Raw genomic sequence first — 14,442 nt, 5'->3', positions numbered from 1 at the left:
CTCATGGCCGCGGCGACCCGCCGGGGCGCGCCGGGGGCAGGGGAGTGGCGGATAGCGCGTCCCTCGGGGCGTTGAGGTATAGATGCGGGTGTGACTGACGAGACGCCCGCGAACGCCCCCGTCAAGCCAGGCGACCTCCTCGCCGGCAAGTACCGTGTCGATCGCGTCCTCGGGCAAGGGGGCATGGGCGTGGTCGTCGCCGCGACCCACACCCACCTCGGCCAGCGCGTCGCCCTCAAGTTCCTGCTGCCCGACCTCGCAGCCCGACAGGACATCGTCGCCCGCTTCGATCGCGAGGCGCGCGCCGCCGTGCGCATCCAGAGCGAGCACGTGGCCCGCGTGCTCGACACCGGCGTGCTCGAGAGCGGCGCGCCCTACATGGTGATGGAGTTCCTGGAGGGGCAGGATCTGCAGCAGCTCGTCCGCGCCCGCGGCCGCCTGGAGCCCGCCGAGGCAGCCGGATACATCCTCCAGGCGTGCGAGTGCCTCGCCGAGGCCCACGTCGCTGGCATCGTTCACCGCGACATCAAGCCGGCGAACCTCTTCCTCACCCGCCGCGCCGACGGCTCGCCCCTCGTGAAGGTGCTCGACTTTGGCATCTCCAAGGCAAACCTCCTCAGCGGCGAAGGTCCGGCGTCGGCGCCCCTCACGCAGACCGCCGCGATGATGGGCTCTCCCAAGTACATGTCACCCGAGCAGCTCAAATCGTCCCGTGACGTCGACGCGCGCACGGACATCTGGGCCCTCGGTGTCGTGCTGCACGAGCTGCTCACCGGCGAAGCGGCGTTCCTCGCCTCGACGATGGCCGAGCTCTGCATGGCCATCCTCAGCCACCCGCCGCCCCCGCTGCGCTCCCGCCGACCCGACGCGCCCGCAGGCATCGAGGCAGCCATCCTCCGCTGCCTGGAGAAGGAGCCCGCCCGCCGCTACCCCAGCGTGGCCGAGTTTGCCGTGGACCTCGCGGAGTTTGCCCCTCACGAGCGCGTCTCCGCCGAGCGCGTGCTGCGGGTCCTCCAGTCGAACGGCCAGGCCACCCAGGTCGCGCTTCCGCCGCCCGCTGCTGCCGGCGCGCAAGGTGCGACCGCGACGGCCGCCCGCACCGCGACCACCGCCTCCAGTGTCTCCGCTGCCCACGCACCGCCGGCTCCCCAGGCCCAGCTCGCGCAGACGGCGCCCTCCACCCAGCACCCCGGCACCTCGCCGCAATTCAACCAGGGCATCTCTCACCAGGGCATCTCTCACCAGGGCATCTCTCACCCGCATGCCCAGGCGCCCGGGCCGCCCATGGTGTCTTATCCCCCTCCTCCGATGCACGGAGTCCCCCATCACGGGCCCACGCCTCATGGTTCCCCCCCGCAGGGACCAGGCATGCACCCGGGCGGCAGCTACGGGCCCAGCTACGCCCCCCCGCTCCAGCCCGGCTACGGCCAGCAGCTCACCCATCCTCCGGCCCCACCCCCGTACCCCCAGGGCCCGGTGGCTTACGGCCAGCCGCCTCCCCACGGAAGATCGGGCACCCTTCATCCCTCCACCATCGCGCTCATCGTGCTCGTCAGCCTGCTCGTCCTCGGCATCGGGAGCTGCTCCATGTGCGTCTGTCTCGGCGCCGCTGCGGGGGGATGAGGACCACCGGACGTCCGCCCACCGCAGCGCGGCCCCTGGTTTTCTGTTGAAAACGGCGCTCGAACGACCGCTCCGAGCATGCTGACCCGCCTCGTGCGTGGTTTCCGCGGAGCGACCTGGCGCCAATCCCTTCCAACGGCGGTCCTCATGGACTACGTTGTCACGGTCGTTCCACATCGTGGAGCAACGCGGGACCTCTCGGACAGTCCGGTCGGCCCGTCGCACGGGCCTATAGCTCAATCGGTCAGAGCCCCCGGCTCATAACCGGGCTGTTCCTGGTTCGAGTCCAGGTGGGCCTACCCAGCAACAAGGAGACGAAGGAACACGTGAGTATCCGCGACCAGATCCCGCCCCTGGAGGAGCTGTCCGCGATCGACGTCGACCTCCGTCGCATCGAAGAGCAGCTCGGCAAACACCGAGGCCAGCTTGCGGGGATGCGGTCGGAGGTCAAGTCGCTGGAGGACAGGCTCAAGGTCGACCGAGAGTCCCTGAGCGCCATGGACAAGACCCGCAGCGAGCTGCAGATCGAGCTTCGCCAGATGGCGAACCAGATCGAGCGCTCCCGCGAGAAGCTGAACCGCTCCCGCAACGAACGCGAGTCCATGGCGGCCCAGCGCGAGGTCGAGGAGCTCCGCAAGCTCGTGCGCGACCGCGAGGAGGAGCTGGAGCGGCTGACCGGAGCTGCCGACGGAGCCCGCACCTCCATCTCCGACGCCGATGGCAAGCTGACCGACGTGAGCCGCGCCCTGGAAGGCACGGCCCCTGGCGCCACCGAGTCGCTCGCCACGCTCGAAGCCGAGAAGGCCGTGCGCCTCGAAGAGCGGGCCAAGGTCGCGAGCAAGCTGCCCTCCACGCTCTACCGCCGCTACGAGTCGATCCGCACCCGTCGCCCCGTCGCCATCGCGCGCGTCACCAACGGCACCTGCCAGGGCTGCCACATGTCCATCCCGCCGATGATGTTCCAGCAGATGCGCCACATGGATGAGTTCAAGCAGTGCCCGAGCTGCATCCGCATCATCTACTACCACGTGCCTCTGGAGACGGCGTCCTCGGCAGACCCATCGCGCGCCTGAGCTCAGCTTGAAAGCCTGCCCGTCATGTCAGCGGCTCTTCCCTGATGACGGCAGCTACTGCCCCATCGACGGCGAGCGCCTGCTGTCCGTCGCCGAGGCACCCGTCCCCACCGACGCCGACGACCCCCGGGTCGGCAAGGCCTTCTGCGGAGGCCGCTACCAGATCCGGCGCGTCGTCGCCGATGGCGGCACCGGCCGCGTGTACCAGGCCCTCGATCTCAAAGAGAGCCGGAGCGTCGCCCTCAAGATCCTCCACACCGACGTGGTCAGCGACGAGATCGCCCTGCACCGCTTCCGGCGTGAGTTCGAGGTCAGCTCCGCGCTCCTCCACGACCACATCATCAAGGTCTTCGCCTTCGAGCGCACCGAGGACCAGAGCTTCGCCCTGGTGATGGAGTACCTCGAAGGCGAGGAGCTGCGCTCCCTGCTCAAGCGCGAGAAGACCCTCCCTCCCGAGCGGGTCATCCGCATGGTCTCGCAGCTCGCGCTCGGCCTCGCCGCTGCGCACGCGCGCAAGGTCGTGCACCGCGATCTCAAGCCCGACAACGTCTTCCTCGTCGGCACCCGCGAGGGCGACCAGGTGAAGATCCTCGACTTCGGCAGCGTCCGCGACAACAGCGAGGGCGCGAAGAAGCTCACCGCCATCGGTACCACCATCGGCTCGCCCTTCTACATGTCTCCCGAGCAGGCCCAGGCCCTGCCCACCCTGGATCACCGCGCCGACATCTGGTCGATCGGGGCGATCATCTACGAGTGCCTCGCCGGCACCGTCCCCTTCCGCGGCACCACCGGCCCCGCCATCCTCCTCGCGATCCTCACCGACGAGCTGATGCCCCCGAGCGTGGTCCGCAGTTCGGTGCCGCGGATACTCGACCCGGTGATGGCCAGGAGCATGACGAAGGAGCCCGAGGCGCGCACCGCCACCGCCGCGCAGCTCGCCGACGAGTTCGGGCATGCTTACGGCCTCACCGGCGATCACCAGGAGTGGGCGTACGTCGCGCAGGAAGAGCTTGCCGAGCGGATCGCTGCAGGCCTCCCTGGCGCGCTCACCGCGCACGACGAAGCGACAGCGGCCCGAGGCGAACCCCCTGGCAAGCCCGCCGACGCCTCGGACGAGCTGTTCCGTGCTGGCTCGCTCGGTGGTCCGGTCGCCTTCCAGGACGACCTGGTGATGGGGATGCCGAGGCCCATGGCCCGCTGGCTCGTGCCCACCGTCGCGACCGCCGCCGTCCTGGTCGGGGTGGTCATCGCGTTCCTGATCGCCCGGTGACCGTGGAGCGTGGTATCTACGGAGCGTGATTCACGCGCCATCGCTCAGGGCCTCCCTCCCGTCGTCCCCGTCCCGCGCCTCGCGCGCGGCCCTCACCGCGCTCTCGGCGCTCGCCCTCACGGGCGCGCTCGCCGGATGCACGGCGAGCGAGGCAGCCACCCCGCCGCCGGGCTCCGACGTCCAGGCCGCGCCTGCTGCTGCCAAGGGACCCAAGGTCGACAGCGAGACCTACACCATCGAGATGAAGCCCACCGGCAAGTACAAGGCCGGTCAGGAAGGCTCGGTCGAGGTCACCCTGGTGCCCAAGGCGCCCTATCACATCAACGACAAGTACCCGATCAAGTTCAAGCCCACCGAGCCGGCGCCTGACGGCATCAAGTACCCGAAGGCAGTCCTCAAGAAAGAGGACGGCACTGTCGACGACAAAAAGGCCCTCTTCAAGGTCCCCTTCGTCGTCTCCAAGGCCGGTCCGACGAAGGTCTCCGGCACGCTCTACATGAGCGTGTGCAGCGAAGCCAACTGCATCATGGACAAGCAGGAGCTCGAGGCGAGCGTCGACGTCGAGTGACCTCGCGGTGCAGCGGGGCTACACTCTGCCCCCTGTGACCAGCGAATCCTCCGCCAGCCGGGGCGACAAGGCCGGCCCCTCCACCGCCAGCCACGACCCCGATCGCTCCGTAGGCAACGCTGCGGAGCGCACCCGCATCGCGCTCTCGGATCTGGACGCCATCGCCTCCACCATGGAGCGCCGCTTCAACGAGGAGCGGCGCGTCCTGTCGTTCCAGCAGTACCTGGAGCTGTTCGCGTCCGATCCCATCCGCCAGGGCCGCGACGCCGCCCGGTACGTGCGCGACATGTTCGATCACTACGGCACCCGCAAGGTGAAGCGGCCGTGGGGCGAGCTCACCCGCTTCAACCTCTTCGACCTGCCCTGGGAAGCCGAGACTCCCGGCGCGGCGCCCCCTGGTCCCACCAGCGACGAGGGCGAGCCCCGAGCGCCTGCCGAACCTCGCCACGCCGCCACCTACCACGGCCGCGACGCCGCGCTCATCGGCCAGGAGGACATCCAGGCCGAGACCTACCGCGCCCTCTGCAACTTCGTCCGCGAGGGCCGCGCCAACCGCCTGATCCTCATGCACGGCCCCAACGGCTCCGCGAAGAGCACCGTCGCCGCCTGCATCCTCCGCGCTCTCGAGCACTACACGACCCTCGACGAGGGCGCCCTCTACCGCTTCCACTGGGTCTTCCCCAGCAGGAAGACCATGCGCGGCGCCATCGGTTTCGGCGGCGAGGTCAAGGCCAGCGCCGCCGACACGGTGAGCTACGCCCACCTGAGCGACGACCAGATCGACTCCCGTCTCGTCATCGAGCTGCGCGACCACCCCCTCTTCCTCCTGCCCCTCCGCGAGCGCCGCGCCATGATCCTCAAGCTCTACGAGGACGCGAGCGCCGCCGAGCCCCCGCCCGAGTGGCTGATGAGCGGCAAGCTCTCCCACAAGAACCAGCAGGTCTTCGAGGCCCTCCTCGCCGCGAACAACGGCTCCCTCGTCGAGGTTCTCCGCCACGTCCAGGTGGAGCGCTACTTCATCTCCCGCCGCTACCGCCTCGGCGCGGTCACCGTCGGCCCGGCCCTCTCCGTCGACGCTGGCGAGCGCCAGATCACCGCCGACCGCTCCCTGGCCTCGCTCCCCACCTCGCTCCAGGCCACCACCCTCTTCGAGGCCCACGGCGAGCTGGTCGAGGCAGCCGGCGGCGTCCTCGAGTTCAGCGACCTCCTCAAGCGCCCCATCGACGCCTTCCGCTACCTCCAGCTCACCCTGGAGACCGGCGAGGTGAGCCTCTCCCAGCAGACCGTGCAGACCAACGTGGTGATGATCGGCAGCGCCAACGAGATCCACCTCGCCGCCTTCCGCGAGCACCACGAGTTCCCCAGCTTCCGGGGCCGCTTCGAGCTGATCCGCGCCCCCTACCTCCGCTCCTGGACCGACGAGCAGGCCATCTACGACGCCCAGATCGTCCCCTTCGTCACCCGCCACGTCGCCCCCCACGCGACGCGCGTCGCAGCGCAGTTCGCGGTGCTCACCCGCATGCGCCAGCCCGAGTCCAAGCGCTACCCCGACGCCCTGGCCCCCATCATCTCGGCCCTCACCGCCGAGGAGAAGGTGGATCTCTACGCCACTGGCGCGCCCCCCGAGCGCCTCGATCCCGACGCCCAGAAGCTCCTCCGCGCCAGCGTCGAGGCCCTCTACCACGAGAGCGACGCCTCCGGAGACTACGAGGGCCGCCTCGGCATCTCCCCGCGCGAGGTGCGCACCGTCCTGCTCGACGCCGCCCAGAGCCCGGAGCACGCCTGCCTCTCCCCCTTCGCCGTCCTCGCCGAGCTCGACGAGATCTGCAAGCGCCAGTCGGAGTTCGACTGGCTCAAGGAGAAGCAGCTCGCCGGCGGCTACCACGATCACCGCCTCTTCCGCGACATCGCCCGCCGCCGCCTCCTCGACCTCCTCGAAGAAGAGATGCGCGCCGCCAGCGGCCTCGTCGAGGAAGGCCGTTATGCCGAGCTGTTCGACCGCTACATCCACCACGTCACCGTGTGGGTGAAGGGCGAGAAGATCAGGAACCCCCACACCGGCGACTTCGAGCAACCCGATGAGCGCATGATGCGCGAGGTCGAGGGCCTCCTCGGCACCCAGGGCCGGCACGAAGATCACCGCCGCGGCCTCATCTCCTCCATCGCCGCCTGGGCCATCGACCACCCCGGCGAGAAGGTCGTGAACGAGACCGTCTTCCCCCACCTCCTCCGCAAGCTGCGCGACACCGTCTTCCGCGACCGCAGGCAGGGCGTCGCCCTCGTCGTCCGCGACCTCTGCACCTTCCTGCGCGACGGCAAGGAGCAGCGCCCCCGCGACCCTGCCTGGGGCGAGCTGCGCGAGGAGCAGCGCCGGAACGCCCGCGCCGCCCTCGAACGCCTCCGCCAGATGGGCTACTGCGACAACTGCGCCCTCGACGCCGCCACCGCCCTCCTCCGCGCCCGCTACGCCGAGCTCGTCACCTGAGTACTGCGTACCCTGGCTCAGGGGCCTATCGGCCCCTACGCTCCCGGTACTGCGTACCCTGGCTCAGGGGCCTATCGGCCCCTACGCTCCCGGTACTGCGTACCCTGGCTCAGGGGCCTATCGGCCCCTACGCTCCCGATGGTCGCTACCCCCGTTGCTAGCGCAGCTCGCGGCGCCAAGGGGCCGGAACGACTAGGGTAGGCACTCCATGTTGATCGACTCTCACTGCCACCTCGACCCCGCTTACTTCAAGGAAGGCGCTGACGCCGTCCTCGACCGCGCCCGCGAGGCGGGTGTCTCGGCCTTTGTCGTCATCGGCGTCGGCGAGGACCTCGGGCCGGCCCGCTTCGCCGCCGACCTCGCCACGCGCCGCCCCGACGTCAGCGCGGCCGTCGGCGTCCACCCCCACGACGCCTCCCACGTCACCGACGCCATGCTCACCGAGCTCACCGAGCTCGCCGCCCGCCCCGAGGTCGTCGCCGTCGGCGAGATCGGCCTCGACTACCATTACATGCGCTCGCCCCGCGACGTGCAGCACCGCGTCTTCCGCGACCTCATCCAGATCGCCCGCCGCGTGAAGAAGCCCATCGTCATCCACACCCGCGAGGCTCCCGAGGACACCCTCGCCCTCCTCGAACAGGAGGGCGCCTCCGAGGTCGGCGGCATCATCCACTGCTTCAGCGAGGACCGCCCCTTCGCCGAGCGCGCCCTCGCCCTCGACTTCGACCTCTCCTTCTCCGGCATCGTCACCTTCCGCACCGCGAAGGCCATCCAGGAGGTCGCCGCCTGGGCCCCTCCGGACCGCATCCTCGTCGAGACCGACAGCCCCTACCTCGCCCCCATCCCCTTCCGCGGCAAGCGCTGCGAACCTGCCCACGTCGCCCACACTGCCCGCTTCATCGCCGACCTTCGCGGCGAGTCCTTCGAGGCCGTCGCCGCGCGCACCGCCGAGAACACCCGCCGCCGTCTCCACCTCCCTGGCTGATCGATCACGCGCGCACTTCACGCGCTTGACAGACCCGATTCAGGTCGCCATAGTCCGCCCCCGCTTGTGCCTGGGGGCGCTCCGCGCCCCTGCCGCCGAAGTAGCTCAGTTGGCTAGAGCAGGCGTTTCATACGCGCCGGGTCGGGGGTTCGATTCCCTCCTTCGGCACCACCTGTTGGTGCACTGATCCTCGCGACGAGCGAGTCAGCGTTCAGACCTCCGCACCACCATCACGTCGCCTCTGGCGACATGCCTCCCGGTCGAGCGACGCCGCCACGACCGGGGACCGATCCCTCACGTTCCTCTTCCCGGTTTCGTCTCTGGTCCCTGGTCCCTGGTCCCTGGTCCCTGGTCCCTGGTCCCTGGTCCCTGGTCCCTGGCGCGACGCTCGCGCGAGGAAACAGGGGTAGCGACCATCGGGAGCGCAGGGGCCGCAAGGCCCCTGATCCAGGGTACGCAGTACCGCAGTACTCAGGGCCGCACGTTGACGATTGTGCCTTCGCCCTCGGCGCTGTAGGCGGCGTGCCAGCCCTCGGGCACGGCAGGCTCGGCCCAGCCGAAGATCCGCCGCGCGTCCACGGGCAGGAGCGCCACGTTGTGGAACGTCCGCGGCTCACCCACCCCGTCGCTCCAGTACATCCCCGTCAGCGACACCCCCGGATCGAGCTCCATCACCCACGGCGCGTCGGCCACGTCGAAGCTCTCCTGCACCTCGCGCGTATCCACCCCGCGCGTCACGTGCTTGCTCCGCACCCGGAACACCCCCCGCGGCGTCGACGCCGTGGATGCCGGGTCCTGGAGCTGATCGTGGCCCGTCGACACCAGCGTCGCGTACACCGCCTTCTGCCCCTCGTAGGCCGTCAGCGTCTGGTTCGCCACGCTCACGTCCAGCCACCGCGTCGTCCCCCGCGCGAACTCGGGGAACTTGCTCCGCTTCACCACCACCACCAGATCCTGCGCCCGCACCCAGAAGCCCTCGCGGGCCTCCTCGAAGCGCACCCCGTCCACGGTCCGGAACTTCCCCGTCAGCGGCACCGGCGCGTGACGCTCCAGCTCCTCCTCACCCTCCGTCGCCTTCCCCCGCTCCATCTCCCACGTGTGCACGTCGTACCGGTGCACGAACGCCAGCGGCAGCGCCACCTTCTCCAGGTCCACCCCGTGCCACGTCGACCCTGGCGCGGCCTGCAGCCGGTCTGCGGGCACCAGCCGCCCATCCGGCGTCACCCCGAACCGCCGCCCCTCACCCTCGCCCCCCTCGTTCACCTCGAAGCTCCGCGTCACCGCCACCCCGCTCCCCTTGCGCAGCGCCGCCAGCTTCGCGCCCACCTCGCCGCCCACGACCGGCAGCGGCACCAGCGGAGCCCCTGCCTTCCCCCCGCCGAACCCGAAGAACGACCCCTCCGTCCGCTTCCCCTCCTCGCCGATCCCATCGCCCGTCGGCAGCAGCACGGGTGGCCCCGAGGGCACCCCGCGCCCGTCGAGCGGCACATCGTTCGCGGCTGCCCCGAGCAGCGTCCCTGCGCGCTCTCCCGCCTTTCCCAACCAGCGCCCCAGATCGGGCTCCGCCTCCGCCACCGCCGCCGGATCGGGCAGCCCCACGTAGGCGGGCGTCCCCTGCGTCCGCGCCCGCCCGTACCGGTAGGGCAGGGAACGCGACACCTCTGGCGGCGCAGGCAGGAGCGGCGCGAGATCCACCCGCAGCGTCACCCCATCCCCGTTGCACACGAACCCCCGCGGCCGCACCGCGTACCACCCCCCGGCGCACGTCGCCTTCCCGTACGCCTCCACCGACCGCGTCACGAGCGCCCCGACCGACAGCTCCCCGAGCTTCCGCGCCCCTGCTTCGGGCCGCTCCAGCACCGGCACCCCGGGCCGCACCGCCACGAGCTTCGGCCCCTCGGCGGACAGCTCCGGCACCTCCAAGGGTCCCTGCGCTGTTCCCTTCGACAGCCCCACCCCCGCGTCTGCCCCCGTGCATCCCAGCGCCCCGAGCGCCATCACCTGAAGCGCCGTGCATGCCCACGACAGCGGGGACGAGCCTGGCGGAGAGGACCCCGGCGGAGAGGACCCCGGTGGGGATGAACCCATCGGGAGCGCGCCCGAGCACAGCGAACGCGAGCGCGGCCGTCGTGACAGCGACCGCGAGCAGGAGGGACGAGAGCTTCCCGACGTCATCGACCGACGCATGCCCGACCCCGTTCCTCCGGGCCAACTTTCGAGCCCCCTGGCGCTCTCCCCGCGGAGGCGCCAAGAATCGCCCCGTGCCCCTCTCGCTCCCCCCGAACCTGGCCCTCCCTCCGTCCCTCCGCGCCGCCCTCTTCGTCCCGTACCGCCTCGTCTTTTACCCGATGATCGCCGCCCGCCGCGCGGCTGCCGCCCTCAGGCCCGGCGCTGCCTGGCGCACCTGGACCACCCCCCACATCCTCCTCGGCGGCTTCCTCTTCCCGAGCGACGTCGCCGTCCTCCAGGACCTCGGCATCCGCGCCGTCATCAACGTCTCCCACGAGCTGGTCGACCCCGTCACCGCCCTTCGCGCTGCTGGCATCGCCTACCACCATGTCGAGTGCTGGGACATGCGCGCCCCCACCCTCGAGGACTGCGACGCGGGCGTCCGCTTCCTCGCCGCCTGCATCGGCCGTGGCGAGCGCGTCTATGTGCACTGCGCCAGCGGCGTCGGCCGCAGCGTCGTCCTCACCGCCTGCTACCTCGCCATCCATGACGGCATGCCTGTCGACGAGGTCCTCGGACACCTCCAACGCCTTCGTCCCCGCATCAAGCTCCGCCCCTTCCAGCGCGCCTTCATCCACGAGTACGTCGCCTGGCGCCGTACCCGCGACGCTTCCCCGAGCGCTTCTGGTAGCCTTGCCGATTCCGTGCAGGGAAGGACGCGAGAAGAAGCGAGATGAATGTGAAGACAGGGACGAACGCTGGACCGCTCCTCTGGGCCACGGCCCTCGCCTTCGGCTTGCTGGTCGGGTGCGGCGGTGACGACACCAAGCCCTCCGCCACCGGCGGCCCAGACAACACCGGCGGAGCGGGTGGCGCAGGTGGCACGGACGGGGCGGGTGGCACAGGCGGCTCTGGACTGCCTCCCGAGCCTCCCGTCGACCCGACGCCCTGGAGTGGTGCCTACGGCGACCTCGCCGAGAACGACTTCAGCCGCCGGCTGAAGCTCGACGTCGATCCCACCGGCAACGTCGCCCTCATCGGCATGGCCACGGGCATCCTCGACTTCGGCGGTGGACCCTTCGGCAGCGCCACGGCGTCGTCGGGCTTTCTGGCGCGCTTCGACGTCCGGGGGAACCACGTCTGGAGCCGGAGGCTCTCCACCGCGCTTCCCTTCGGCGTCGCCTTCGACCGCGAGGGCAACATGGTCGTGACCGGCAAGCTCACGGGCGAGGAGGATTTCGGGGGAGGACCGCTCGTACCGGCCGACGGCACCGATCTCTTCATCGTCAAGCTCGACCCGGAAGGCGGCCACCTCTGGAGCAAGGCCTTCGGTGCTGGAGGCTCGCAGCAGGGCACGAGCGTGGCGGTCAAGGACACCGGCGACATCGTCATCACCGGCACTGTTGCGGGGACCATCGACCTCGGTGGCGGACCGCTGGAGAGTGGCACCGGCGGCACGCTCATCGCGCAGCTCGATGCCGACGGCAACCACGCCTGGAGCAGGGTGCTTGCCGACACCCCGTATCCCGACGGCATCGCCGTCGACCGCACGGGCGGCATCGTGGTGGCCATCGGGGGCGCCTTCCCTTACCGGATCGTGAAGCTTGACCCTGGCGGTGCCGACGTCTGGAGCCGCGACATCGCGGGCGCCTTCGGCGACACCCTCTCGAACCGCGTCTCGTGCGACGACGACGGCAACGTCCTCGTCACGGGCCACTTCGGGAGCACGCTCCAGATCGGGAGCCTGACCCTGGAGGCGCTCTCGAGCGCGCCTCTCGAACCCGGCACCACCGACTACGACGGCTTCGTGGCGAAGCTCGACGCCTCGGGCACCCCCCTCTGGGCCCGGCGCTTCGGCGACGGTGCTGCTGCGCGCGGCATTGGCGTCGCGGCGGTGGGTGACGAGATCGCCCTCGCGGGCATCTTCGACGTGAGCATGGACCTCGGCGGCGCCGCGATCGTCGGGCGGGACTGCAGCACCGGCTTTGCCTCCCGGCTCGACGCTGCCGGCAACGCCCTCTGGAGCCGGCCCTTCGCCAACGAGGGCGTCTCGTCTTGCTTGAACGTGCAGGACATGGCCATGTCGGGCACCAGCAACCTGGTGATGACCGGCTTCTTCGCCGGGACCGCCGACTTCGGCACCGGCCCCACCTCGCGCGGTGACGCGTGGCCCGGCTGGACCGCCTTCGTGGCGAAGCTACCCCAGTAGCCCTGGTCCTCTCGTCCCTGGTTCGTGGTTCTTCCCTGGTTCCTCGGCCCCGCGTTCGCGCCTCAAAAGGGGGGTAGCGACCAACGGGAGCGTAGGGACCGCAGGTCCCTGCTCCAGGGTACGCAGTACCTAGCGGCGGCGGAGGAGGGAGCGCACGTTGAGCAGGCCCAGCGCGGGGGCGGCCACCACGAACGCGCCTCCGAATGCGCCCAGTACCAGCAGCGCGCCCAGGGGCTTCCCCGTGAGCCCTTCCGGCAGTGCGGCGCGGGCTCCGAGCCCGGCTCCGAGGGACACGGCCGTCAGTGCCAGCACCCGCCCGAGCCGCACGGCCCTGAGACCCAGACCTCCGACCTCGGCCCGCACCCGCCGCCCCAGCAGGATCGCCTCCACCCACCCTGCGATCACGGCCCCGAGCACCACCCCCAGCACCGACAGCCGCTGCATCAGGGCCACCGACAGCACCGTGCTCACCACCACCCGCACCACGGCCAGACGCGCGGGCGTCCGCGTATCTCCCAGCGCGAAGCATGTCGCTCCCAGCACCCGCCCTGAGGCGTTGCCGAGCAGCGCGATCCCGTAGGCGGCCACCAGGGGCGCCACCCGCGCGGTCGCTTCCCGGTCGAAGCTTCCGGTCTGGAACAGCAGCGTGATCAGCTCTGGCCCGAGACCCACCAGTGCCGCCGTGGCTGGCAGCGACAGCACCGTCAGCCGCCCCAGGGACGCCCCGAGCCGCGCCTGGATGGCCGCGTTCCGCCGCGCCCTGTCTGCCTCGGCCGTGTCTGCGGCCATCTCTGGCAATGACGCTGCCGCCTCGCCGGTCCCCAGCAGACTCATCGGAAGCAGGTACACCGTCTGCGCGTACCCGAAGGCCGCGTTCGCGCCGGTCCCCAGGAAGCTCACCAGCAGCGTATCCAGCAGACCCGAGATCTGGATCGCCCCGCGCCCGAGCAGCGCCCCTGGCAACCGCCGCACCGCCTCCCGCACGTTCGGATCACCGAGCCCCAGGCCCCCGGCGCGTGCGTCTGCACCGACAGCATCGGCGCCCGCTTCCACGCTGCTGCCTGCCCCCACCCCTGTCCCTGACCCCGCCCCCACCTCGGCCAGCAAGCGCCGCGCTGCGGGGAGCAGCAGCCCGAGTTGCAGCGCTGCACCCACCAGTGCGCTCCACGCCAGCGCCTCGGCCAGCGCCTCACCGCGCCACCCGAGCCTCCCCCCGAGTGCCCACAGTGCTGCGATCTGGGCTGCGCTCCACACCACGGGTGCTGCGTAGGGCAGGAAGAACCGCCGGTGTGCGTTGAGCACCCCGAGCCCCCATGCCGACAGCACGAGCAGCCCCGTCATCGGAAAGACGACCCGCACGATCTGCGTCGTCCGCGCCAGCCGATCGGCGTCGAACCCTGCGGCCAGCAGTGCCGACAGCCAGGGCGCGAACAGCACCCCGAGCACCGACACCGCGCCCACCCCGAGCGCCAGCAGCCACAGCGAGGACCACGCGAACCGCGCCGCTTCTCGCCCGCGCCCGCCGCCCCGCAGCTTCGCGTAGACCGGGATGAACGACGCGGACAGCGTCCCTTCGCCCAGCAGGTTCTGGGTGATGTTCCCGATCCGGAACGCCGCCGCGATCACGTCTGCGAGCGCCCCCGCGCCGAAGTAATGCGCCATCACCCGCTGGCGCAGCAGCCCTGCGAGCCGCGACAGCAGGATCCCCGCCGTCACCAGCGCGGCCGAGCGCCCACCCGAAGGCGCCTTGACTGCCGGTGCCTCGACTTTTGGTGCCTTCTCCGCAGGCTCCCTCACCACACGGGCTCCCTCACCACCGCACGCGCGGAAGCGGCACGTACAGAAGCCAGGCCCTTGCCGCTCACGCGGCGGCTTTTACCAGATACCGTCCATGTCGGGCGAGCTTTGCGCTCTCACGGCAGCCGCGGTTGGCCCGGAAAGGCTGGCACGTAACTCATCCGTGACACGCCTGCCCCCGGACCTGCGGATCCCTTGCTTCTCCACCCTCCCGAGGGGTGGTATGAAGTCTTTACGGGGGGCTTTTGCCGCATTCATGATGC

General features: G+C 70.7%; 10 protein-coding genes and 2 tRNA genes. 10 read left to right on the top strand and 2 right to left on the bottom strand.

The window, feature by feature from the left end; translation table 11 throughout:
• Positions 1-90 precede the first annotated feature (90 nt).
• From CAP_RS43765 to CAP_RS05175, 8 genes are all read left to right on the top strand, one after another.
• Positions 91-1,623, top strand: coding sequence for a protein kinase domain-containing protein (locus CAP_RS43765; RefSeq protein WP_052374195.1), 1,533 nt, complete (start codon positions 91-93; stop codon positions 1,621-1,623).
• Positions 1,624-1,848: 225 nt separating this feature from the next.
• Positions 1,849-1,922, top strand: a tRNA-Ile gene (locus CAP_RS05205).
• Positions 1,923-1,949: 27 nt separating this feature from the next.
• Positions 1,950-2,696 (top strand): zinc ribbon domain-containing protein, encoded by a 747-nt coding sequence (locus CAP_RS05200; protein WP_044236898.1) that lies wholly within the window; start codon positions 1,950-1,952, stop codon positions 2,694-2,696.
• Positions 2,697-2,703: 7 nt separating this feature from the next.
• A complete protein-coding gene (locus CAP_RS05195; protein ID WP_044236723.1) occupies positions 2,704-3,966 on the top strand; it encodes a serine/threonine-protein kinase in 1,263 nt (420 codons plus the stop codon).
• A 25-nt stretch (positions 3,967-3,991) separates the two neighbouring features.
• Positions 3,992-4,534 (top strand): hypothetical protein, encoded by a 543-nt coding sequence (locus CAP_RS05190; RefSeq protein WP_197041011.1) that lies wholly within the window; start codon positions 3,992-3,994, stop codon positions 4,532-4,534.
• Positions 4,535-4,568: 34 nt separating this feature from the next.
• Positions 4,569-7,019: a PrkA family serine protein kinase gene (locus CAP_RS05185; RefSeq protein WP_231511115.1), complete on the top strand. Its 2,451-nt coding sequence runs from the start codon at positions 4,569-4,571 to the stop codon at positions 7,017-7,019.
• 208 nt (positions 7,020-7,227) lie between these two features.
• Positions 7,228-8,004 (top strand): TatD family hydrolase, encoded by a 777-nt coding sequence (locus tag CAP_RS05180; protein ID WP_044236722.1) that lies wholly within the window; start codon positions 7,228-7,230, stop codon positions 8,002-8,004.
• Between the two features lie 94 nt (positions 8,005-8,098).
• Positions 8,099-8,175 (top strand) — tRNA-Met (locus CAP_RS05175).
• A 300-nt stretch (positions 8,176-8,475) separates the two neighbouring features.
• Here CAP_RS05175 and CAP_RS05170 read toward each other — a convergent pair.
• A complete protein-coding gene (locus CAP_RS05170) occupies positions 8,476-10,002 on the bottom strand; it encodes a L,D-transpeptidase (protein ID WP_044236720.1) in 1,527 nt (508 codons plus the stop codon).
• 263 nt (positions 10,003-10,265) lie between these two features.
• On the opposite strand from CAP_RS05170, the gene CAP_RS05165 reads away from it, so the two are divergent.
• Positions 10,266-10,910, top strand: a complete 645-nt coding sequence (locus CAP_RS05165; RefSeq protein ID WP_231511100.1) for a protein-tyrosine phosphatase family protein — start codon at positions 10,266-10,268, stop codon at positions 10,908-10,910.
• Positions 10,907-12,382 (top strand): NHL repeat-containing protein, encoded by a 1,476-nt coding sequence (locus tag CAP_RS05160; protein ID WP_156040500.1) that lies wholly within the window; start codon positions 10,907-10,909, stop codon positions 12,380-12,382. The genes CAP_RS05165 and CAP_RS05160 overlap by 4 nt, the downstream gene beginning before the upstream one ends.
• A 129-nt stretch (positions 12,383-12,511) precedes the next feature.
• On the opposite strand, the gene murJ is transcribed toward CAP_RS05160, so the two are convergent.
• Entirely contained in the window at positions 12,512-14,179 is a 1,668-nt protein-coding gene (murJ, locus tag CAP_RS05155; protein ID WP_231511099.1) for a murein biosynthesis integral membrane protein MurJ, read from the bottom strand.
• Positions 14,180-14,442 lie beyond the last annotated feature (263 nt).

It is taken from the genome of Chondromyces apiculatus DSM 436, assembly GCF_000601485.1.
Classification (GTDB): domain Bacteria; phylum Myxococcota_A; class Polyangia; order Polyangiales; family Polyangiaceae; genus Chondromyces; species Chondromyces apiculatus.
The sequence above is the reverse complement of the archived record's forward strand: the minus strand, read 5'-3'. Positions and strand labels throughout refer to the sequence as shown.